Source organism: Caballeronia sp. GAWG1-1, from assembly GCF_023631465.1.
In the GTDB taxonomy this organism is placed as follows: Bacteria; Pseudomonadota; Gammaproteobacteria; order Burkholderiales; family Burkholderiaceae; genus Caballeronia.
On record NZ_JALQDB010000006.1, the window covers coordinates 14,468 to 37,538 of the forward strand.

Annotated in this window: 17 protein-coding genes and 1 pseudogene; 8 read left to right on the top strand and 10 right to left on the bottom strand. The window is 64.1% G+C overall.

The window, feature by feature from the left end; genetic code table 11:
* Positions 1-29: 29 nt before the first annotated feature.
* Positions 30-236: a hypothetical protein gene (locus NCT03_RS02725; protein WP_244827183.1), complete on the bottom strand. Its 207-nt coding sequence runs from the start codon at positions 234-236 to the stop codon at positions 30-32.
* A 50-nt stretch (positions 237-286) separates the two neighbouring features.
* Here NCT03_RS02725 and NCT03_RS02730 point away from each other — a divergent pair, with 50 nt between their 5' ends.
* Positions 287-1,834, top strand: coding sequence for an FGGY-family carbohydrate kinase (locus NCT03_RS02730; RefSeq protein WP_250491872.1), 1,548 nt, complete (start codon positions 287-289; stop codon positions 1,832-1,834).
* Here the strand turns inward: NCT03_RS02730 and NCT03_RS02735 are convergent.
* Entirely contained in the window at positions 1,831-2,652 is an 822-nt protein-coding gene (locus tag NCT03_RS02735; protein ID WP_244827185.1) for an EAL domain-containing protein, read from the bottom strand. The two genes, NCT03_RS02730 and NCT03_RS02735, sit on opposite strands and share 4 nt — an antisense overlap.
* A gap of 202 nt (positions 2,653-2,854) precedes the next feature.
* On the opposite strand from NCT03_RS02735, the gene hmgA reads away from it, so the two are divergent.
* Genes hmgA through NCT03_RS02750 form a run of 3 tightly spaced genes read left to right on the top strand, consistent with a single transcriptional unit; the run spans position 2,855 to position 6,824 of the window.
* Positions 2,855-4,192 (top strand): homogentisate 1,2-dioxygenase, encoded by a 1,338-nt coding sequence (gene hmgA / locus NCT03_RS02740; protein ID WP_250491873.1) that lies wholly within the window; start codon positions 2,855-2,857, stop codon positions 4,190-4,192.
* Entirely contained in the window at positions 4,189-5,487 is a 1,299-nt protein-coding gene (fahA, locus tag NCT03_RS02745) for a fumarylacetoacetase (RefSeq protein ID WP_250491874.1), read from the top strand. Before hmgA ends, fahA begins: the two co-directional genes overlap by 4 nt.
* A 2-nt stretch (positions 5,488-5,489) precedes the next feature.
* Positions 5,490-6,824, top strand: coding sequence for an MFS transporter (locus tag NCT03_RS02750; protein WP_250491875.1), 1,335 nt, complete (start codon positions 5,490-5,492; stop codon positions 6,822-6,824).
* Between the two features lie 201 nt (positions 6,825-7,025).
* On the opposite strand, the gene NCT03_RS02755 is transcribed toward NCT03_RS02750, so the two are convergent.
* Together NCT03_RS02755 and NCT03_RS02760 are read right to left on the bottom strand one after the other, a co-directional pair.
* Positions 7,026-8,198, bottom strand: coding sequence for an MFS transporter (locus NCT03_RS02755; protein WP_250491876.1), 1,173 nt, complete (start codon positions 8,196-8,198; stop codon positions 7,026-7,028).
* A 52-nt stretch (positions 8,199-8,250) separates the two neighbouring features.
* Positions 8,251-9,423 (bottom strand): MFS transporter, encoded by a 1,173-nt coding sequence (locus NCT03_RS02760; protein ID WP_244827189.1) that lies wholly within the window; start codon positions 9,421-9,423, stop codon positions 8,251-8,253.
* Between the two features lie 313 nt (positions 9,424-9,736).
* On the opposite strand from NCT03_RS02760, the gene NCT03_RS02765 reads away from it, so the two are divergent.
* Positions 9,737-10,177, top strand: a complete 441-nt coding sequence (locus tag NCT03_RS02765) for a hypothetical protein (protein WP_250491877.1) — start codon at positions 9,737-9,739, stop codon at positions 10,175-10,177.
* 1 nt (position 10,178) lies between these two features.
* Here the strand turns inward: NCT03_RS02765 and pdeM are convergent, their stop codons facing one another.
* From pdeM to NCT03_RS02785, 4 genes are read right to left on the bottom strand one after another with little or no spacing between them, the layout of a single operon-like run.
* Complete coding sequence (pdeM, locus tag NCT03_RS02770) at positions 10,179-10,841, bottom strand: ligase-associated DNA damage response endonuclease PdeM (RefSeq protein WP_250491878.1); 663 nt, start codon at positions 10,839-10,841, stop codon at positions 10,179-10,181.
* A 7-nt stretch (positions 10,842-10,848) separates the two neighbouring features.
* Complete coding sequence (locus NCT03_RS02775; RefSeq protein WP_250491879.1) at positions 10,849-13,617, bottom strand: ligase-associated DNA damage response DEXH box helicase; 2,769 nt, start codon at positions 13,615-13,617, stop codon at positions 10,849-10,851.
* Between the two features lie 22 nt (positions 13,618-13,639).
* Positions 13,640-15,295, bottom strand: a complete 1,656-nt coding sequence (locus NCT03_RS02780; RefSeq protein ID WP_250491880.1) for an ATP-dependent DNA ligase — start codon at positions 15,293-15,295, stop codon at positions 13,640-13,642.
* Positions 15,292-16,389, bottom strand: coding sequence for a ligase-associated DNA damage response exonuclease (locus NCT03_RS02785; protein WP_250491881.1), 1,098 nt, complete (start codon positions 16,387-16,389; stop codon positions 15,292-15,294). The genes NCT03_RS02780 and NCT03_RS02785 overlap by 4 nt, the downstream gene beginning before the upstream one ends.
* A 171-nt stretch (positions 16,390-16,560) precedes the next feature.
* Here NCT03_RS02785 and NCT03_RS02790 point away from each other — a divergent pair, with 171 nt between their 5' ends.
* Entirely contained in the window at positions 16,561-17,058 is a 498-nt protein-coding gene (locus NCT03_RS02790) for a plasmid fertility inhibition factor family protein (RefSeq protein ID WP_244827195.1), read from the top strand.
* Between the two features lie 9 nt (positions 17,059-17,067).
* On the opposite strand, the gene NCT03_RS02795 is transcribed toward NCT03_RS02790, so the two are convergent.
* Both NCT03_RS02795 and NCT03_RS02800 read right to left on the bottom strand, forming a co-directional pair.
* Complete coding sequence (locus NCT03_RS02795) at positions 17,068-18,087, bottom strand: 2-hydroxyacid dehydrogenase (RefSeq protein ID WP_250491882.1); 1,020 nt, start codon at positions 18,085-18,087, stop codon at positions 17,068-17,070.
* 62 nt (positions 18,088-18,149) lie between these two features.
* A complete protein-coding gene (locus NCT03_RS02800) occupies positions 18,150-19,160 on the bottom strand; it encodes a LysR family transcriptional regulator (protein WP_250491978.1) in 1,011 nt (336 codons plus the stop codon).
* Between the two features lie 481 nt (positions 19,161-19,641).
* Between NCT03_RS02800 and aspT (NCT03_RS02805) the strand changes: the two are divergent.
* A pseudogene (gene aspT, locus NCT03_RS02805) lies at positions 19,642-21,323 on the top strand (aspartate-alanine antiporter).
* A 13-nt stretch (positions 21,324-21,336) separates the two neighbouring features.
* Entirely contained in the window at positions 21,337-23,034 is a 1,698-nt protein-coding gene (gene aspT / locus NCT03_RS02810; RefSeq protein ID WP_250491883.1) for an aspartate-alanine antiporter, read from the top strand.
* Positions 23,035-23,071: the final 37 nt, after the last annotated feature.

Consider the following 23,071-nt stretch of genomic DNA (forward strand, 5'->3'; position numbering starts at 1 on the left):
TTGCGTTTGCGACGCCTTGCGCTCACAATTTACGCAGCCGTGGTGAGCATTTGCTCTTTGGTTGATCGAATGATCGTATTGGGCATCGCGAAAGTCAAGGCGCGGTGCCGCATGCGGCCGCGCGCGGCAGCGGCGCTGAAGCGCCGGACGTAGCCCAGCGCGCCGTTACAGGACGAATCGGGAATAACCCGGATAGTCAGCATGGCCGGCGTTGAACGAAGGTCTGCATCAACCATAGGCAATGACGCGGCAAACCACACAGAAAGATACGAGTCGGAGACAAAGCATGGATTACGTGATCGGCATAGACATCGGCACGCAGAGCACGAAGGCGCTCCTGGTCGATACGACTGGCGCAATCGTCGCGCAACATTCGAGCGCCTATCATCCGGATACACCGAAGCCGCTCTGGGCGGAACAATGGCCGTCCGTCTGGTTCGATGCCGTGACCGAAGCCTTGAGCGGCTGCGTCGCGAAAGCGCGCGCGAAGGGCGTCGCGGCCGATCAGATCAAGTCGGTCTGCGTGAGCAGTCTCTACGGCGGCTCGGGCATTCCCGTCGACGACGACATGGAAGCGCTTTACCCGTGCCTCATCTGGATGGATCGCCGCGCGACCGCGCAAGTCGAATGGGTGCGGCAGAACGTGGATATGGCGCGCATCGAGGCGATCACCGGCAACGGCGTCGACAGCTACTACGGCTTCACGAAAATTCTGTGGATGCGCGAGCAGCAGCCGGAAGTCTGGAAGAAGACGCGCTATTTCCTGCCGCCGAACGCGTTCATCATCCAGCGCCTCACGGGCGAACTCGCGATCGATCACAGCTCGGCGGGCAATATCGGCGGCGTGTACGACATCGGCCGCCGCGCGTGGTCGGAAGAAGCGCTCGACATGCTCGGCATTCCCGTGTCGATGATGCCCGCGCGGCTCGTCGAGTCGTCGGAGATCGTGGGCGGGCTGTTGCCGCAGTGGGCGGACAAGCTCGGGCTTGCGGCGGGCACGCCGATCGTCGCGGGCGGCGTCGATGCGGCCGTCGCCACTTTCGCGGCGGGCGTGACGCGCGCGGGTCACCATGTCGCGATGATCGGCACGAGCATGTGCTGGGGCTACATCAACCAGAGCGTCGATGCGCAACACGGTCTCGTCTCCATGCCGCACGTCTACAACGGCAAGCGCGATCTCTATGTGTTCGGTGGCGCCAGCACGGCGGGCGCATGCGTCGCGTGGTATCGCGATCAGTTCTGTCAGGCCGAGATCGCGGCGGCCAAGCAAATACCTGATGGCGATCCGCATCGGCTGCTCGAAGATGCGGCGGCCAAGGTCGCGGCGGGTTCGGACGGCGTCGTGTTCCTGCCTTATCTGATGGGCGAGCGCAGCCCCGTCTGGGATGCCCACGCGAGCGGCACGTTCGTGGGCTTGAATCTCTTTCACACGCGCGCGACGCTCTATCGCGCGGTGCTCGAAGGCGTCGCGTTTGCGTTGAAGCACAACATGGAAGCAGGGCGGCGCGGCGCGCAGTCGCTGGATGACAAGCTGATCGTGGTCGGCGGCGCGGCGCATTCTGACCTGTGGATGCGGATCATCGCGGATGTAACGGGTTATCCCGTGCAATCCATCGAACAGGAAGTCGAAGCGGCGATGGGCGCGGCCTTGCTCGCGGCGCTCGGTGCCAATCTCATTTCACGCGAAACGGCGGAAGGCGGCTGGGTCACGCTCGTGGATCGCGCAGAGCCGGACGAAGCACGGCAACGCGTTTATGGAGACCGCTTCGGCGTCTATCTCGATCTGTATCCGGCGCTGAAGCCGCTGATGCATCGCCTGCGCAGCGACAGCTAACGCAATTCTCCGGGATGCGCGTCGAACACCGGCCCTTGCACGAAGTGCACGTCGTATTGTTCGAGCGCATTGAACTGCGCGGCATCGGCGACATTGCTGAAGATGAGCGGAATGCGCAGCCTATGCGCATACGCCACCAGATGCTTGACCACGGAATCGCGCAAGGCGGCGCGCGCATCCATCTTGATGAAGTCGAGCCGCGCCATGTCCGATACCGCCATGATCTGCCCGGCATTGGGCAGATTGCCCGCTACCTTGAAACCGTAGCGCTGATAGCTTTTGATGAGGTAGCCGAGAAACGTCTTGTGCGCGACGGCCGCCGCCGGCAATTCGATCACGATGCGTCCGGGATTCACGCCGAACTCCAGCAACACCGACGAGAAGTGCAGACCGTGGTCGTACTTCACGCTCTTCAATAACCGCTCATGCACGCGCAAAAACAGCAGACCGGGCTTTTGCGCGCCGAAGAAATTGAACGCATGCAGCGCGCGCGATAACCGGTCGAGCGCGACGAGTTCGCGGTCGTTGTCCAGTTGGCCAAAGGGATCGTGCGGAGTATCGCCTTCGATCAGCGTCTGCGCCTGCACGCCGAGTTCGTCGCCGAAACGCTCGGCGCTCTCGGGCGACGCGCTCAACACCTGCGGAAAGCTATGCGTGCCGACATCGAAGATCGGCTCATACGCGCTTGCAATACGCAACTCGCCATAGTTCGCGACCGCTTGTCCCGCGTGCTCGCCTTCGCCCAGCACGATATGCGCGCCGAGAAACGGATGCGCCTTGGCGCGGTTGACGAGTTCTGTCACGGACGGGGTGATCATGGCGCGTTCGGCGTTAAGGCTTCCAATGTGGGACGAATTCCGTCGATGGTACCAGCGCAAGGCGCCGTGGCTTGCGCCAAATTCACATATTCATATGCGGGTGGGATAAGCCACGCTCAGGGTTTACGACAAATTTCACTAAACGTAATTGGTTTTACCGTTCGTAAATACCACGCGATGGCACTCATCGAGGATCACGACCATGCCGACGTTCGACACGCATACCGACGCCAGCGCGCACTATCAGTCGGGTTTCGACAACGACTTCGCGACCGAAGCGTTGCCGGGCGCGCTACCCATCGGCCGCAACTCGCCGCAGCGCGCGGCCTACGGTCTTTATGCGGAGCAGCTTTCCGGCACGGCTTTTACCGCGCCGCGCGCGCATAACCGGCGCTCGTGGCTGTACCGCATCCGGCCGGCGGCAGTGCATCGGCCGTTCGTGCAACTGACTGGCGATGCCTCGCGCGCGCGGCTCGTCGCCAATTTCGCCGATGTGCCGCCCACGCCGCCGAACCAGTTGCGTTGGGACCCGCTGCCGATGCCCGCCGCGCCGACCGATTTCGTCGACGGCTGGGTGACGATGGCCGGCAACGGCGCCGCCGAATCCATGAGCGGCTGCGCAATTCATTTGTACGCGGCGAACCGTTCGATGCACGAGCGCTTCTTCTACAGCGCGGACGGCGAATTGCTGATCGTGCCGCAAGCAGGGCGGCTCGCGATCTGGACTGAACTCGGCAAGCTCGATATCGCGCCGTTCGAGATCGCGGTGATTCCGCGCGGCGTGCGCTTTGCCGTGGCGCTGCCGGATGGCGAAGCGCGCGGCTATATCTGCGAGAACTTCGGCGCGTTGCTGCAGCTGCCCGATCTCGGGCCTATCGGTTCGAACGGGCTCGCCAATCCGCGTGATTTCCTCACGCCGCACGCGGCTTATGAGGACCGCGAAGGCGCGTTCGAACTCATCGCCAAGATGAACGGCGTGCTGTGGCGCGCGGATATCGGCCATTCGCCGCTCGACGTGGTCGCATGGCACGGCAATTACGCGCCGTACAAATACGACCTGCGCCACTTCAACGCCATCGGTTCGATCAGCTTCGATCATCCCGATCCGTCCATCTTTCTCGTGCTGCAATCGCCGAGCGATACGCCGGGCGTCGATAGCATCGACTTCGTGATTTTTCCGCCGCGCTGGCTCGCCGCCGAGGACACGTTCCGGCCGCCCTGGTTCCATCGCAATGTGGCGAGCGAATTCATGGGCCTCGTGCATGGTGTCTACGACGCGAAGGCCGAGGGCTTCTTGCCGGGCGGCGCGAGTCTGCACAACTGCATGTCGGGACACGGGCCGGACGCGGATACCTTCGAAAAGGCATCGAGAAGCGATACCTCGAAGCCCGCGAAGGTCGGCGACACACTCGCCTTCATGTTCGAGACGCGCACGCTCATCAAGCCGACGCAGTTCGCGCTCGAAACCGCGCAATTGCAGGCGCATTACTACGAGTGCTGGCAAGGGCTCACGAAACACTTCAACCCGGAGCAACGATGAACGACGCGCTTCACGCGACGCGTGCGCCGCAACTCAGAAGCTGGCTCGACTCCGCCAACGATCCGGCGAGCGACTTTCCGATCCAGAACCTGCCGTTTGGCATCTTCAGCGACCCGGTGAATCCGCGGCCGCGCGCGGGTGTGGCTATCGGCGACTGGATCGCGGACCTGGCGGCGCTCGAAGAAGCGCGTCTCGTCGATGGTCACGGCACCTTCAACGCGCCGCGTCTGAACGACTTCATCGCGCTCGGACGCGATACGTGGCGCGCGGTGCGCAGCGCGCTCAGCGGCCTGCTGCAAGAGGGCGCATCCACGCTGCGCGACGATTCCGCGTTGCGCCGCCGCACGCTCGTTCCGCGCGCCGATGCAACGCTCCATCTGCCCGTCGAGATTCCCGGCTACACGGACTTCTATTCCTCGAAGGAACACGCGACCAACGTCGGCTCGATGTTCCGCGATCCGAAGAATGCGCTGCTGCCGAACTGGTCCGAGATGCCGATCGGCTATAACGGACGCGCGTCGTCGGTGGTGGTGAGCGGCACGCCGGTGCGCCGCCCGAACGGCCAGTTGAAAGCGCCCAACGAAGAGCGGCCGGTGTTCGGCGCATGCCGCAAGCTGGATATCGAGCTGGAGACGGGTTTCATCATCGGGCGCGGCAATGCGCTCGGCGAACCGATTGCCTGCGCGGATGCGGAGTCGCATATCTTCGGCATGGTGCTGCTCAACGACTGGAGCGCTCGCGACATCCAGCAATGGGAATACGTGCCGCTCGGACCGTTCAACGCGAAAGGGTTCGCGACCACCATTTCGCCGTGGATCGTCACGCTCGACGCGCTCGAACCCTTCCGCACCGCGACGCCCGTGCAGGAGCCGCAACCGCTCGCGTATCTGCGGCATGAGGGCGAGCACGCGTTCGACATCGACCTGGAAGTGACGCTGAGGCCGGAGGGTGCGAGCCGCGCCACGACCATCTCGCGCACCAATTTCAGGCTGATGTACTGGTCGATGGCGCAGCAGCTTACGCATCACACGGCATCGGGCTGCAATACGCGCGTGGGCGATCTCATGGGCTCCGGCACCATCAGTGGCGCGACGCCGCAATCGTGCGGCAGTTTGCTCGAAAGCACGTGGAACGGACAACGGCCGTTGAGCCTTGTCGAAGGCGGCGAGCGCGCGTTCCTTCAGGACGGCGATGAAGTCACCTTGCGCGGATGGTGTCAGGGCGAGGGTTATCGCATTGGTTTCGGCGAGTGCGCGGGGCGCATCCTCGCGGCGCGCAATAATTTCAAGGATTGAACATGGCGAATGCGGTCGATGTGGAGAGCGCGCTTGGCCACGCGCACCGTCCCGGCTTCCAGGCGATGCTGCTCGTGTTGTGCGGACTATGCCTCGTGATCGATGGCTTCGACGCGCAAGCGATGGGTTACGTCGCGCCGGCCGTCATCGCGGACTGGCACGTGTCGAAGGCGGCGCTCGGGCCGGTTTTCAGCGCGAGTCTTTTCGGCATGCTGCTTGGCGCGCTCGGCTTGTCGGTGCTGGCGGATCGCATCGGGCGCAGGCCGGTGTTGATCGGCTCGACGTTTTTCTTCGCGTTCTCGATGATCGCAACCGCGTTCACCGACAGCTTGCCGGTGCTCACGGCCTTGCGTTTCGTGACGGGTCTTGGCCTCGGCTGCATCATGCCGAACGCAATGGCGCTCGTCGGCGAGTTTTCGACGGCCGAGCATCGCGTCAAGCGGATGATGCTCGTCTCGTGCGGCTTCACGCTCGGCGCAGCGCTGGGCGGCTTCGTGAGCGCGGCGCTGATCCCTGCTTTCGGCTGGCGTTCGGTGTTCTGGGTCGGCGGCCTGGTGCCTTTGTTGCTCGCGGTTTGGATGGTCATCGCGCTGCCTGAATCGCTGCAATTTCTCGTGTTGAAGGGCCGCGAGGCGCGCGCCCGCGACTGGCTCGCGAAGTTCGATCCGTCGCTTGCCATCGATGCCTCGACGCGGCTCGTCGTCCGCGAAAAAGCGAGTTCGGGCGCGCCGGTCGCCGAACTGTTCCGCGCGGGCCGCGGGCCGGTCACGCTGATCTTGTGGGCGATCAGCTTCATGAATCTCATCGATCTGTACTTCCTGTCGAACTGGCTGCCGACCGTGATGCGCGATGCGGGATACTCGCCGGGCATGGCCGTGCTGGTCGGCACGCTGTTGCAGACGGGCGGCGTGGTGGGCACGCTCATGCTTGGCTGGTTCATCGAACGATTCGGCTTCGTGCGTGTGTTGCTGGCCTGCTTTCTCGTGGGCGCGGTGAGCGTGGGGATGATCGGCGGCGTGGCGCACGTGCAGTTCTGGCTATTCGTCGCGGTGTTTGCGGGCGGGTTCTGCATCGTCGGTGGACAGCCTGCGGTGAATGCGCTCGCGGGGCATTTTTATCCGACCTCGCTGCGGTCCACGGGCATCGGCTGGAGTCTGGGCATCGGACGCGTGGGGTCGGTGATCGGGCCGCTCGTCGGCGGACAGATGATCGCGCTCGGATGGAGCAATGCGTCGCTGTTTCATGCGGCGGCGTTGCCGGTGTTTTGCTCGGCGTTGCTGGTTGGCGTGCTGGCTTTCGTGCGGCGGGAGCGAAGTGGGGCGGCGCAGACGGCTTGATGTGATGGAGACTTGATTCCTCAAGCGAAGCCGGCGCCGGCGCATGATGTCGCGCCACGCCGCCGCGTGGCCTTCGGTCGGCACGATCCAGATGTGCAACGAAGGCCCGCGCGTAACGGCGTGTGCGCCATGCCTGCTAGGGCGACGCATCCGGTGGCGCGCTCGCAGCCGACGCCGACAGAAAGACGGCGCGTTGGACGTTCAGGAAACGCAATCAGCGTCATCTGTCGAAGCGCGCTTCTCCCAAGCCGCCGCGCCCAGAAACGCCGCCGCCGCGACCACCAGCACGCCAATCAGCGCATCCGGACTCACGCGATCCATCAATGTCCCCGCGATGATCGGCCCGCCGAAACTCGCCACGCTCCACGAAGCGCCGACGATCGCCGTCGCCGACACCAGCGCCGTGCCGCGAAAGCGCTCGCCGCACGCAACGATAGACAGCGTATAGACGCTGCCCGCGGCCGCGCCGGTCACGAACAGGAGCGGCCAGCACAACCACGGATACTCGACCGCCCACGGCAGCAGCGGCAGCAGCAGCGTGACCACCACGCCCGCGCCGACATGCACCTTCGTGCGCCCGATACGGTCCGCCAGCCAGCCGATGGGAAACTGCATCAAGGTATCGCCGAACAGGATGGCGGAGGCGAACAGCACGCCCACGTCCGCGCCAACGCCGTGCGAGATTGCGAAGAGCGGCATCAGCGAAAGCGCGAGCGTGTCGAAGAGCGCGAAGAAACCCGTGCCGATCACGAGCGCGGGCATGCGCGGCAACACATGCCGCCAGTCGCCAGCGGTAGCGTGTTCGTCGTGCGATGCAAGCGTGTGCGGCGTGCCGCGAATCGAGGCGAGCGCGGGCAGCGCCAGCAGAAAGATCGCGCCGCAGACGGCGAAGCGCGCCGAAGTCCAGCCGCCGATGGCGCTGACGAGCACCGGCCCCGTCATCTGAAACAGAGTGAAGTTGGTCGCGTAAATGGCGACGACGCGCCCGCGCGTGGAGTCGTCGGCGAGCTGCGTGACCCATGCTTCGCCGATGGTGAATAGCAGCATCAGCGCCGCGCCGCATAGAAAGCGCAGCACGGCCCATAGCCACAGATTCACGGTGAACTGCATCGCGATGGTCGCGAACGCTGCGACGACCACCGCCCCGACAATCGTCCCGCGTGCGCCCAGCCGACTCGCAACGCGGCTTGCGAAAGGCGCGACGGCCAGTCCGCCGCCTGCCTGCATCGCCGTCATCAGGCCGACGATGCCCGTGCCGAACCCGGCTTGCGTGAGTGCAAGCGCGGTGAGCGGAATGGTTGCGCCTAGCCCGAGGCCGACCACCGCGACACTCAGTATGAGCGCGAGAAAGTCGCGAGAAAGAATGCCCTTCATATACCGCCGTGCCGCTCGCTTCGCCGAGAACCCGAGAGGATCTGCAGCAGCCTCAAGCGGCCTGCCCGAACGCAACGCGCCGCGCACGCTTGTCGAGCGTCGCGGAAAGCAGCGTGAGCGCAAAGGCGCAGCACGCCATCAGCACGCCGACCCACGGCAGCGAAGTCAGCGGCGCGCCTGCGCTGATGACGCAGCCGCCCAGCCACGCGCCCGTGGCGTTGCCCAGATTGAACGCGCCCTGGTTGAGCGTGGAGGCGAGATTGGGTGCATCGCTCGCGCGATTCACGATCAGGATCTGCAGCGGCGGCACGATCGCGAACGCGAGCACGCCCCACAGGAAGATGGTGATCATCGCCGAGACCGGTTCGTGCATGGTGCCCGCGAAAATCGTGAGGATCACGACGATCGACAGGAGAAACGTCAGCAGCGAGCGCAACAGCTTCCAGTCGGCGAGCTTGCCGCCAAGCGTGCTGCCGACCGTGAGGCCGAGGCCGAACAACAGCAGCACGTAAGTCACGGCGTGCGGCGTGAAGCCGGTGACATCCTCGAGAATCGGCGTGATGTAGGTAAAGACCGAGAACAGGCTCGCCGAAGCCAGCACGCTGATGCCGAGCACCATCAGCACCTGCGGGTTCTTGAGCACGTCGAATTCGCGCAGGATGCTGGTCTCGCGCATCTCGATGTGCTTCGGCAGGCAAACCGCGAGCGCGCCCGCCGCGGCGAGGCCGATCAAGGTCACGACCCAGAAGGTCGCGCGCCAGCCGGCCGCTTGGCCGAGCGCGGTGCCGAGCGGCACGCCGAGCACGTTGGCAAGCGTGAGGCCGGTGAACATCAGCGCGATGGCCTGCGCGCGGCGGTTCGGCGCGACCAGATCGGCGGCGACCACCGAGCCGATGCCAAAGAAAGCGCCATGACAGAACGCGGTGACGATACGCGCGCCCATCAGCACCCAGTAATTCGGCGCGAGCGCGCAAAGCGTATTGCCGACGATAAACACGCCGATCAGCCCCATGAGCGCCTTCTTGCGTGGCATCTTCGCCGTGACGACGGCAAGAATCGGCGCGCCGATGGTCACGCCGAGCGCATAGCCCGAAACGAGCATGCCTGCCGCCGGAATCGATACCGCGAGATCGCGCGCGACGTTGGGCAGCAGGCCCATGATGACGAATTCTGTCGTGCCGATGCCGAACGCGGCGATGGCGAGAGCGAGAAGGGGCAGAGGCATGGCGGAGGGTGCGAGTGCGGTGTGTCGCGCGGCGCGCGTCGTCGGAATGAGCGGCGCGAATGTCGGCGAGTGAAGGCTCGGATTCTACCGAAAGGTCATTTTTGATGCTGGTGGAAACCCTTAGTCTGCTCGGCCCGGACAATGCACTCCCGCGAACGGATATTTTGACGAATGCCGCCTCGTCGACGGAGTTTTACCCGCGCGGCCGCTAGTTGACGTCAGATGTTTCTAGTAATGTTCTGACAGGACGCCATTGCTTGCGCGAGCGAAGTTCTGGGCGAGTGTTGGAAAAACGCAGCATCCACTGATTGACATGTCCCAACTCAAAAGTTTTTTCGGCGCCGCCTTTGCTGCCGCGCTGCTCGTCTCGGTTCACGCGCAGGCGCAAAGCAGCGCCACCGGACCCATTGCCACGTCGGCGGGCGCGCTCAATTTTCTGCGCGACGAATCGGGCTTCGCCGCCGTGCTCGGCACCGATACCTTCGACCGCTTCGACGCCAAGCGCGTCGTGCATTTCGACCAGACGGGCGCATCCGACACGCTCACGCGCTCGCTCGTGCAGACCGACGTCGGTCCCGTGCTTTACGACTTTCGTCACAAGCCGCCGCTCGTGCAGCGCATCGGCAAGAGGCTCGTCGTCAAACGCGTGTTCTGGCAAGGCGAGGAAGTCGTCATGCAGACGTCGTCCGGCTGGTACGGCTATCAGCGCGGGACATTGATCAAGCTGCAATCGTCGACGTCGACGTATCACTGACTCAGTTGCGCACGTTGAAGACGCGTTCGCCCGCCACGACATAAACCGCTTCGCCGCGCACGTCGCCGTTGACCTCGAAACCGCCAGTGAACGCGCCGAACGCGGGCAGCACGCCCGAGCGTTGGCCGAAGCGAAAGCACGGCAGCCGCACGCTGTCGGCACGCGTCGCGAGCCGGTACACAGGGTGTTCATGTCCGGCGAGCGCGTAGGCATCGTCCACGGTCTGCGGATGATGACAAAGCGCCCACGGTCCCAGCCGATACGGTTCCTTCACGAGTTCCACGCCGAACGCTTCGGGCAGCGCGCCCGCGTGCTTGTCGTGATTGCCTTCGACCAGCACGAGCCGCATTTGCCGATGCCGCATGCGCCACGCATGTAGCGCCGTGAGCGTTTCATCGGCATGCGACTCGCGCGCATGGAGCAGATCGCCGAGAAACACGATCGCTTCAGGTTTATGCGTGGCGACGAGCGTATCGAGCCGCATCAGGCTTTCCGCCGTCGTGCCGACTGGCACTGGAATGCCGCGCGCGCGAAACACGGCGTCCTTGCCGAAGTGGGCGTCGGCGATGAAAAGCGTCATCAGAATGGGATCGAAGGCCGCGCGCTCCGCCGAAAGCAGGAGCGCGTGACCGCTCACATCGACCGTCAGTGCTTCAATTGCCATTTGCATCCTATGCTTGCGCTGCTTTTTCCAGATCGGCAAGCATACGCTCCACGCGGTCCGACAGCTTTTCGGTACTCACCTTTTCGCGGAGACGCGCGATGATCAGCGGAAACGCAAAGGGCGTCGGCTTCTTCGGATGCGTGAGCGCGAGACGGCTTTCGCTCATGCGTTGCAGCGCGGCGCGGATGCGGCCGAGTTCGAGTTCCTGCAACATGACTTCCTGATCGGCTTGCGTGAGCAGCAGATTGCCGCTGTCGTGCTTGCGGAACACTTCGTAGAAAAGCCCGCTCGACGCCTGCAATTGCCGCGCGCTTTTCTGCTGCCCCGGATGCCCTTGATAAATCAGCCCCGACACGCGCGCAATTTCCCGGAAGCGCCGCGCCGACAATTCCGAGGCATTGAGGCTCGCGAGAATGTCGTGCTCGAGATTTTCCGCCGAGAAAAGCCCTTCCTCGATGAGCGTCTCCCAGTCGAACGGCCGCGCCGACAGCAGTTCGAAGCCGTAATCGTTCATCGAAATGGAAAACGTGCTGGGCTGATCGCGCGCGACGCGCCAGCCGATGAGCGAGCCCAGGCCGATGTGCGCCATGCGCCCGGCGAATGGATAACAAAAGAAATGATGTCCTTCGCGCGACCGCACGCTTTCGACGACCAGCACGCCCGGTCCCGGCAGTGCGGACCATTTCGCCTGCAAGTCGAGCAGCGGTTGCACGGCGCGCATTTCGGGTTCGTCGTAGATGCCGTCGTTGGCGCGCGCGAGCATGACGAGCGCGGCCTCGGAGAGTTCGGACGAGAGCGGCATCTTGCTGCCGGCCCATTGCGGCATCGCGCCGCGCGAGGAGGTCGCGCGTTTCACGTAGGCGGTCATGTCGCGCACGCGCACGAGTTCGAGCGCGCGGCCGCCGAAGGTGAAGACATCGCCCGGTTTCAGGCGCGAGATGAACGATTCTTCCATCGCGCCGATCCGTCCGCCCGTCATGTAGGCCACGCTGATGGTCGCATTGGCGACGATGGTCCCGACATTATTCCGATGCCTGCGCACGAGGTCCTCGCGCGGCACGCGATACACGCCGTCGTCGCCATGAACGACGCGGTGATAGTCCGGATACGCCGAAAGCGAAGTGCCGCCGCGTTCGACGAAGGCGAGCGCCCAGTCGAATTCGGCCTGCGTGAGATCGCGATACGCATACGCCGTGCGTACTTCGTCGAACATGTCGGCGGGCGTGAAGCCGCCGCCTATCGCCACGGTCACGAGATGCTGCACGAGGACATCGAGCGGCTTGAGCGGCATGTCTCGTCCTTCGATACGCCGCTCGCCGATGGCCCAGCGCGCCGCGGCCGCCTCCACGAGTTCGAGCGCATGCGTCGGCACGATGGTCACGCGCGACACACGCCCCGGCGCGTGTCCCGAACGTCCGGCGCGCTGCATGAGACGCGCGACGCCTTTGGGCGAGCCGATCTGAAACACGCGATCCACCGGCAGAAAATCGACGCCGAGATCGAGACTCGACGTGCATACGACCGCTTTCAGCTGCCCGTTCTTCAGACCGAGTTCGACCCAGTCGCGCACTTCCTTGTCGAGCGAACCGTGATGCAGCGCGATGAGCCCGGCCCACTCCGGCTTCAACTCCAGAAGCGCGCGATACCAGATCTCGGATTGCGAGCGGGTATTGGTGAAGACGAGCGAACTTTGTGCGTGCTCGATTTCATCGGCGACGGGTCCGACCTGGCGCACGCCGAGATGGCCGCCCCACGGAAAGCGCTCGATGGTCTCGGGAATCAGCGTGTCGACGACGAGCGTTTTCGGCTGCGCGCCGCGCACGATGACGCGTGGCGTGCGCACGGGATGCAGCAGCGCGTCGTGCGCGAGCGCGAGATTGCCGAGCGTGGCGGAGAGACCCCAGATTTGCACCTCGGGACGCCAGCGCGCGAGGCGGGCGAACGCGAGTTGCGTCTGCGTACCGCGTTTGTTGCCGAGCAGTTCATGCCATTCGTCGACCACGACGAGCCGCACATGCGCGAGTTCTTCGCGCGCGTTGGCGCGCGTGAGCATGAGCGTGAGGCTTTCCGGCGTGGTGACGAGCGCGGAAGGCATGCGGCGGTTCTGACGCGAGCGTTCCGTGGATGACGTATCGCCCGTGCGCAAGCCGACGGTCCACGGCGCCGAGAGCGCCGTCACCGCCGTTTGCAAGGCGCGGGCGGAATCGGCGGCGAGGGCGCGCATCGGCGTGATCCATAGCACGGTGAGCGGCGCGGGGAGAGGCGTTTTGTCAGTGATGGTGGCAATGCGGTCGGCGGTCTTTGCGGTGGATTGCGCGCTGTCCTCAGGGTCCGCAACGGCAAGCGCGCGGCCTTTCTCGTCGAGCCGGGAATTGCCGGCGGTCTTGCCTTTACGCTTCGCGCCCGCTTTGGGCTTCGGCGGTCCCGCGTACGCCGCAAGCGCACCGAGCCACACGGCCCATGTTTTGCCCGCGCCCGTGGTCGCATGCAATAAGCCGCTCGCGCCTCGTTCGATCTCACGCCAGACTTCCCGCTGAAACTCGAACGGCTGCCAGCCGCGCGAATCGAACCAGCGCGTGATGCGTTCGTCCATCGGCTTCGCGGCTTCCTGCGCGTCGTATTCAAACGGCGCGGGTTTGAATAGCTCGGCGGCGGCATCGAGCTTGGCCTGCGCCGCCTGCGTGCGCGGCACGCGACGCGGACGCGGCGCACGGCGCCTGGATCGCGCCGACGTGTCGGGCGTGTCGATACCGTCCGCATCGTCGAGTTCACTCATGCCGATGCTCCGCGCGAGCTTCTCATGCCACCGCCTCGTTCAAAAACCCCTTGAGCATGTCGAGCGTATCGGCGTCCTCGATAGTCTTGTCGGTCCGCCAGCGCAGCATGCGCGGAAAGCGCACCGCGATGCCCGATTTGTGGCGTGGACTCGCCTGAATGCCCTCGAAGCCGATCTCGAACACGAGCGTCGGCGTGACGCTGCGCACCGGACCGAATTTTTCGATGGTCGTCTTGCGTACGATTGCATCGACCTTGCGCATTTCCTCGTCGGTCAAGCCGGAATAGGCCTTGGCGAACGGCACCAGCGTGCGCACGCCGTCCGCTTCGTCCCAGACCGCGAAGGTGAAATCCGTGTAGAGGCTCGCGCGCCGGCCGTGGCCGCGCTGGGCGTAGAGCAAGACGGCGTCGATGGCGTAGGGATCGATCTTCCACTTCCACCAGGTTCCCGACGCCTTGGTGCGGCCGACGCCATACATCGACATGCGCTCTTTCAGCATGAGCCCTTCGACACCGCGCGCGCGGCTTTCGTCGCGCAAGCCGGCGAGCGTCTCCCAATCCGGCGCCACCACGAGCGGCGACACGCGCAAGACATCCACCGCGAGCGATGCCGCCAGCGCATCCAGCTTCGCACGACGCGTTTCCAAAGGCTCGGTGCGCAGGTCGCGGCCATCGGCTTCGAGCAGATCGTAGGCGAGCATCGCGGCGGGAGAATCGGCGAGCACTTTCTTCGTCAGCGACTTGCGCGTGATGCGCGGCTGCAGACGCGCGAACGGCAGCGGTGCGTCCGCGCCCGGTTCCCACGCGAGAATCTCGCCGTCGATCACGGTGCCGTCGGGCAGTGCGGCGCCGAGCGCGGCAAGCTCCGGAAAGCGCTCCGTGACGAGATCCTCGCCGCGCGACCAGATCCACACGCGGCCCGCGCGCTTGACGATCTGCGCGCGAATGCCGTCCCACTTCCATTCGGCGATCCAGTCCGATGGCGCGCCGAGCGTCGCCGGATCGATCTGCAACGGATGCGCGAGAAAGAAGGGAAACGGCAAGCCGATATCGCTTTCGTGCGGGGTATCGACGTCATCGCCTTCGGCTGTCGGCGCGATCAGCCGAAGATAACGCGCCGCGCTCGGGCTTTGGCGCGAATCGGTCCAGCCGACCATGCGTTGCGCGATGCGCTTGTGATCGACGCCCGCCACTTGCGCGAGCGCGCGCACGACGAGTTGCCGCGCGACGCCCACACGAAAACCGCCGCCGATCAGCTTGGTGAGCAGGAAGCGCTCGCCCCAGTTGAGTTCGTCCCAGTAACCGAGCAGCCGCTCGCGCAACTCCGCCGGCGACACGCCACGCAAGGTCAGCACGCGCTCCTCGATCCATTGAGCAAGCCCGAGTTCCGATTCGCGCGAGGCGGGCGGGAGCACGTGCGCAATCGTCTCCGCGAGATCGCCGACGGCCTGATACGACTCCTCGAAGAGCCAATCCGGCAGACCCGCGCGTTCGCGGGCGAGTTCGGTCAAAAGGCGCGTCGGCACCGACTGGCGCGGCTTGCCGCCTGCAAGGAAGTACGACGCCCACGCCGCGTCTTCGGCCGCGGCGCCCGAGAAGTAGGCGATCAGCGCTTCGAGCTTTTCGTTCGTCGATGTGGTGGCGTCGAGCGCCGTATAGAGCGTCGCGAAGCGTTTCATTGCGGCGCGGTCTCGGCTGACGCGTCGGTCGCGGCTGGCGCAGAGACTTCGGCGGGCGCATCGGCGGCATCGGCTTCGATGGCGTCGTCGCCGTATTCGGTCGTGAACGCGCCTGCTTCGAGACCTTGCTCGGTGAGCCAGCGCACCATCGGCTCGATCTGTCCGTGCGTGACGATCACGCGTTCCGCGCCCGTCGCGCCTATCGCGAGTTGCAGGCCCGGCCAGTCCGCATGGTCGGACAACACGAAGCCGCGGTCCACGCCCTTGCGCCGCCGCGTGCCGCGCAGACGCATCCAGCCGGACGCGAAGGCATCGCTGTAATCGCCGAAGCGGCGCATCCACGTGCTGCCTTGCGCGGATGGTGGCGCGACGATCAGCGCGCCCTTGAACTCGGCCTTGTCGCGCGCGGCGATTTCACTGACGAGGCGCGTCGGCGGCAGGTTGACACCCGCATCGCGATAGGCGCGATTCAGCGGCTCGACCGCGCCATGACAGAAGATCGGCCCGATACTCCTGTCGATGCCCGCGAGCACATGCTGCGCCTTGCCGAACGAATAGCAGAAGAGCACGGAAGCGCGGCCTTCGGCGGCGTTATGCCGCCACCATGCATCGACGCCATCGAACACGGCCTTGGACGGTTCCCATCGATAGATCGGCAAGCCGAAGGTCGATTCCGTGATGAAGGTATCGCAGCGCACGGGCTCGAAGGGCGCGCAAGTCGGATCGGGCTCGACCTTGTAGTCGCCGGATGCGACCCACACGCGGCCGCCGTGCTCCACGCGCACTTGCGCCGAGCCGAGCACATGTCCGGCGGGATGCAGCGAGACCGTCACGCCATTCACGTCGATGCTCTCGCCATAAGGCAGACCTTGAACGTCGATTCCCGGAAGGCGCGACTGCAACACGCCCAGTCCCGCTTCGGCGGTGAGATAGCGCGCATGTCCGAAGCGTGCGTGGTCCGCATGCGCGTGTGTGATCACGGCGCGTTCGACCGGTCGCCACGGGTCGATATAGAAGCCGCCCGGCGGGCAAAACAGCCCTTCGGGCCGCGCGACGATCAGGTCGGAAGAGGTGTCCACGAGACGTTGAGGCATGCAGCTTGCCAATAGTGTTCGATTCCGACCACAAAAGCACGCCACGTGCCCGTCATGGTGCTTTCACGATTAACCGCTAGGGTGTAAAAGTTTAACTGACTCATCTATCGCCGCTTCATCTCGCGATACGCGCGCACGGGGCGCGCGCCGCTCGTCTTTTTGGTGCCGAACATGGATACGATCGTAGCGCCGACCGCCGCAGAAGCGGTCTGGATCGTCAGGCTGCAAGGCCATCCTCAGTACGACTTCGTGCGCCTGAAACGGGTCTTCAACGACCCGGGTTCCCGCCATCAGGTCGTACTCGTCGATGTCAGGAAACTGCTCGAATGCGCCAATCGCGACGACACCGACTACGTGCTCAAGGCCGTCACCGACTGGCACGCGGGCAAGGTACGCGGTATCCGCGAGTTTCTCGACCCGGACAATCCGCGTGTGCCGGAGATGCCTTACGTGACCATCAGCGTGCGCCGCTCGTCGGGTTTTCTAGGCTTGCTGGGCGTGCATCGTGAGGGTGTGATCGCGTTTCGCAACGGGCAGCATCGCGCGCGCTATCTGGCTCATGCGGGCGCGCTTTGCATGCCGGTGGAAGTGCACGAGCGCGAAGCGGCCATGCTGCTTGCCATGTGCGCCGCGCCCGGCGAAGCGAGCGCGGAATACGGCGATATGTGATTGCGCCGGTCAGGCGGCGGGGGCATCGACCAGATTACGCGGCGTGCCGTTCGCCCATGCGATGAGGTTGCCGAGCGTGGTCGATGCAATCTCGATCAACGCCTCGCGCGTAAAAAACGCCTGATGCGCGGTAATGATGACGTTCGGAAACGTGAGGAGACGCGCGAGCACGTCGTCCTGAAGCAAGTGGTCCGAATGGTCTTCGAAGAAAAGACCGCCTTCTTCCTCGTAGACATCCAGTCCGAGATGCCCTAACTGGCCGCTCTTCAACGCGCCGATCAACGCATTGCTTTCCACGAGCCCGCCGCGTCCGGTATTGATGAGCATGGCGCCGCGCTTCATGCTTGCGAGCGCGCGTTCGTCGATCATGTGATAGGTCGCGGGCAGGAGCGGACAGTGCAGCGAGACGACATCGGAGTTCGCGAGCAGTTCGTCCAGAGCGACATAGCGCGCGCCGCGTTCGAGCAGGTCCGTGGCGGGCGGTCCTGGATCGTAGGCGAGCACCTGCATGCCGAAGCCCGCCATGATCTTGCCGAACGTGCGCCCGATGATACCCGTGCCGACCACGCCGACGGTCTTGCCATACAGATCGAAGCCGAGCAGGCCGTTGAGCGAAAAATCGCCTTCGCGCGTGCGCGCCACCGCGCGATGCAGCCGGCGATTGAGCGTGAGGATCATGCCGGCCGCGTGTTCCGCCACCGCATGCGGCGAATACGCGGGAACGCGCGTGACGGCGATGCCAAGGCGCTTGGCCGCATGCAGATCGACATGATTGAAGCCCGCCGAGCGCAATGCGACCAGACGCGTGCCGCCTGCGTGGAGCTTTTCGAGTACGGCGGCGTCGACGAGATCGTTGACGAACGGGCAGACGGCCGTGAAACCTTGCGCAAGGATGGCCGTCTGCGCGTCGAGATGAGCTTCGCGAAAATCGAGCTCGACGCCGAACGATTCGTTAGCCTGACAAAACGTATCGGCGTCGTACTGACGGCTGCTAAAGAGAATGAGGCGATGGGAATGGGCGCTCGACATGTTTCGTCACAGGCAAGAATCGACGCGTACCGGCCTGTGAGATAAGCCGCACGCCTTTGGGGTCAGTGGTGGGTCGCCGAGGTGACGGCAGGCGTCACGCCTGCGCCCGGTGCGGGTTTGAAGGCGGGGGGCGTCGGCCGATAGATTTCATCTGGCTTGGACGATGCGGAAGTCACTTCCTGAGTGAGCCTTTCAAGCGCGTAGTCGATGAAAAAGCGCGTCTTGGCAGGCAGATATTGACGTCCCGGATAGACGATCGACACTTTCATCTCCGGGTCGTCGATGGTGTACTCGGGCAAGAGCCGCACGAGCGTGCCGTCTGCGATATCCCGGTTGACGATGCCTTCGGGCAGGATCGAAAAGCCCATGTCACGCATCGTCGCAAGGCGCACCATCAGCGCACTGTTGACCGAGTAGACGGGAGCGAGGGCGACTTGGTCCGCTGCTCCATGGCGGTGCCGGAAATGCCAGGAAGAACTTCGTATCTCGCTGGGTAGCCCAACGGACGGCATGGACTGTAGATCGGTTGGCGTGGCGGGCGTGCCGTGTTCGGCGAGATACGCGGGCGTGGCAACGGGCACGAGCGCGTTATTGCCGACGGGACGTTCCACGAGCGCGGTGCTCGACACCATGAACGCGGTGACGATTCCCACGTCATAGCCGTCTTCGACGAGATCGACGTGACGTTCGGCGAGCGTCAGGCGCACATTGACTTTCGGATAAAGCTTTCTGAATCCGTCGATTAACGGAGTAAGGGTTAGGAGTGAAAGCGCGCTCGATGCCACCACGCGCAAAGTGCCGCTAGGTTCGCCTTCGGTATGGGTAACTGCCGACTCAAGATGATCCAGTTCTTCCAGCAGAGCCCGACAGCCTTCGAGATAGCGTGTGCCGGCTTCCGTGAGAGAAAGATTTCGCGTGGTCCGGTTAATCAAACGCGTTCGCAAATGCGCTTCGAGCATGGCAATTGCCCGTGTCACCAAGGCATTTGAGACGTCTAGTTGCTGGGCGGCTCGTCTGAAGCTTTCGGTATCGGCTACCCGAACGAAAACTCGCATTGCATGGATCTGATTCATTGTGCAGCCCTCAGGTTGTACAGCGATGGAGTGAGTTAGGCGCATCCAAAGATACGGCCGTTCACTTTTGTTGACCCTCGTTTTGTTCTTTAAACGGATAATATTGACAGGACGAAAGAAATGCAATATTTAATTTTTTAAGGTAAATAGAGTAATTGCGCACGTGACGGGTTTTTATTTCGGTTTTTCGAAGATGTACGGGCTTGATGGTTGATTTTTATACGAATCTGCTCGCGAAGGTGCGATATCGCACGGAACTGCGCTTATGCAAGCTGGCTAGACCATAACGAACTTGTATGAAGTATTGTGCGGATACTAAAAAGCAGCATTCTAATTAACCGTGAGATTAGTAATGCGTTAATGTTAAGAAACATACCGCCGCTCTGCCGAAATGGATAAAATCCAATCGGGATTTTCCCGGCCTATGTGTTAATAAATAAATCCCCAGGTTTGTCGACAATCAACCGGATCTACACCAACCATGCTGTGGACTCTGTTAAAGGCGCAACCGGAAATAGCCCTCTTCGCGAGTCTCGCGATCGGTTTTTTTATTGGGTCTTTCAAACTCGGGCCGATTCAGCTGGGCGGCGTTTGCGGCACGCTTATCGTCGCGCTGATTCTCGGGCAAAGCGGCGCGCGAATTTCCCCCGATCTGAAAAATATCGCTTTCGCGCTTTTTATCTTTGCGCTCGGATTCACGGGCGGCCCGCAGTTTTTCGCGAATGTCGGACGCGGCTGGCGCTACGGCATCCTCTCACTCGTGGAAGTCGTGGTGGTGGTGGCGCTCGTGCTCCTGAGCGTGCGCCTGCTCAGGCTCGATCCAGGCACGGCGGCGGGACTTCTGGCCGGCGGCGCCACCGAATCGGCCGTGATCGGCACGGCGTCCGAGGCCATCGGGCGGCTTGGCTTCCGGCCGCGGAAATCGCGCGCTTGCAGGCGAATATCGTGACCGCGTACAGCGTGAGCTACCTGTTCGGGCTCGTCACGATCGTGCTCTTTTCGAGCCAGTTCGCGCCGCTCATCCTGCGCGTTAATCTGCGCGATGAAGCCGAGCGCGTGTGGCGCAAGCTCGGTGGCGACGGCGCGCTGTCCGAAGGGCAGACGCTTGCCGCGCCGCCTCTCGCCGGACGCGAACTGAAAGTGACGGCGGGCGCGGGCCAGTCCATCGGCGATCTTGAAAAGCGCTTCGGCAACAACATCAGCGTGCAGCGCGTGTTGCGCGACCGCTCGGTCATCAAGGCGCAGCCGTCGGTCATCCTGAAGGCGAACGACCGCGTGATGGTCGGCGGCCGCCGCGAGGCGATCGTCGAGGCACTGCCTGCTATCGGCGAGGAAGTGTTCGGCGGCGGCGTCTCGGATGTCTACGTCGAGAAAGTCGATGTCATGCTCACAGCGCGCGCGCTGCACGGCCTCACGCTTGCCCAGGCGCGCGCCCGCGCCGCGCCGGGCGAAGGGCGCGGCGTCTTCGTCGCGGCCGTGACGCGACTGGACAGCACCATTCCCGCGTTGCCCGGCACGCAACTGCATCGCGGCGATGTGCTGACGCTCGTCGGCAACAAGGAAGATGTCGCGCGCGGCGCGTCGAAGCTCGGCTACATCATCCGCGCGACCCAAAAAACCGACTTCGTGTATCTCGGGCTCGGCGTGATCGCGGGCATCGCGATCGGGCGGTTTTCTGCGCGTGTCGGCGGCATCGACATTACGCTCGGCACGGGCGGCGGTTGTCTTCTCGCGGGTCTTCTGTTCGGCTGGATTCGTTCGCGCTATCCGGTGATCGGCTCGTTGCCATCCGCCGCCGCGCAGATTCTCAAGGACTTCGGACTGTGCACATTCATCGCGTCGGTGGGCTTGTCGGCGGGCGCGGACGCGCTGCGGCTGATTCGCGAATTCGGTGTCGCGCTGCCGCTTGCGGGCATCGTCATCACGCTGGGGCCCGCGCTCGCGTCGCTTTTTATCGGCAGGATGCTGCTCAAGCTCGAAGTGCCGATGCTGCTCGGCGCGATCGCCGGCCAGCAGTGCAGCACGCCCGCCATCAGCGCGCTCGTCGGCGTGACGGGCAACGCGACGCCCGTGATCGGCTACACCATCACCTATGCGATCTCGAACGTGCTGCTGCCGCTGCTCGGGCCGCTCGTCGTCGGGCTGGCGAGCAAGCTCGGCTGAAGGGGACATCGACATGGAATGGCTGCACCTCGTTTTTCAGAAGTCGCCCGAAACGGCGCTCTTTCTTTCGCTCGCGGCGGGTTATCTCATCGGCCAGGTCAACTTCGGCAAGTTCCAGCTGGGCGGCGTGGGCGGCTCGCTGCTCGCGGCGGTGGCGATCAGCCAGATCGGCGTGCAAATCGACAATGGCGTGAAGGCGGTGATGTTCGCCGTGTTCATCTATGCGGTCGGCTACGACTCCGGGCCGCAGTTCTTCAATTCGCTCAATCGCAAGACGCTGCGCGAAATCGCGATGGCCGTGTTTCTGGCCGTCTCCGCGCTCGTCACGGTGATCGTCTGCGCGAAGGTCTTCGGACTGAACAAGGGACTCGCGGCCGGACTCGCGGGCGGGGCGCTGACGCAATCGGCGATCATCGGCACGGCGGGCGACGCCATCGCGCGGCTCGGCTTGCCGGCCGCCGAAGCGAAGGCGCTCCAGTCCGATGTCGCCATTGCCTATGCCGTGACTTACGTCTTCGGCTCGCTCGGCGCGATCATCGTCTGCGTGAACATCCTGCCGAAGTTCATGGGACAGAGCCTGAAGGAAGCATCCGTCGACGCCGAGCGGCAGCTTGCGGGCGGCGGCGCATCCGGGCCCGCGGCGGGCCAGGTTTCCGCGTTGCCCGCGCTCGTCGGGCGGGCGTTTCGCGTGACGGCGGCAAGCGGCGCGGCGGGCCGCACGGTGGCCGACCTCGAAATGGCCGAAGCGGACATGATCACCATCGAGCGCATCCGGCGCGGCGGCAAGGCGCTCGAAGCGCGTCCCGACGTCATGCTCGCGGCAGGCGATATCGTGCTCGTCGTCGGACGGCGCGAAGTAATGGTGAGCGCGGCGGCGCAACTCGGCGAGGAAGTCGCGGACACCGACGGCATCAGCGTCGTCATGCAGAAGCGTCAGGGCGTGTTCACCAAGCGCGGCATGAACCACACGACGATCGCCACGCTGCGCGCGACCGTGGATCGCGACATGCGGCACGGCGTCTATATCCAGGAGATTTCGCGCGCCGGTTTGCCCATGCCCGTGTTGCCGGAGACGCGCCTCGAACATGGCGATGTGATCACCGTCTACGGTTCGCCGCAAGACACGAAGCGCGCCGTCGATGCCGCCGGTTACGAGCTTCCCTTCACCGACAAGACCGACTTCATCTACATGGGCGTGGGTATCGTGCTGGGACTGCTGATCGGGCTGATCGTGGTGCGCGTGGGCGGCATACCGATCACGCTCGGCTCGGGCGGCGGCTGTCTGCTCACGGGCCTTCTGTTCGGCTGGATGCGCGGCAAGCATCCGATGTATGGCGTCATGCCGCCCGCCGCATCGCAATTGCTGAAGGACTTCGGGCTGGCCGCGTTCGTCGCGGTGGTCGGCTTGAACTCGGGTTTGCAGGCGGTCGTGACGGTGAAGCAAAGCGGCGTGACCATCTTTCTGCTCGGCGTATTCGTCACGCTGTTTCCGCTTCTTCTCACGATGCTGTTCGGCCGATATGTCCTGCGCTACGACAACGCGGCGGTTTTCGCGGGCGCGCTGTCGGGGTCGCGCAGTGCGAATCCGGCGTTCGGCGGCGTGCTCGACAAGGCGGAAAGCCCGGTGCCGACGGCTGCGTTCGCCGTCACCTACGCGCTTGCGAACGTGCTTCTGACCTTGCTCGGGCCGCTCGTCGTCGGACTGGTCTAGCGAAGACCTGGAGTGCTCCTTGCGACATAATCGGCCT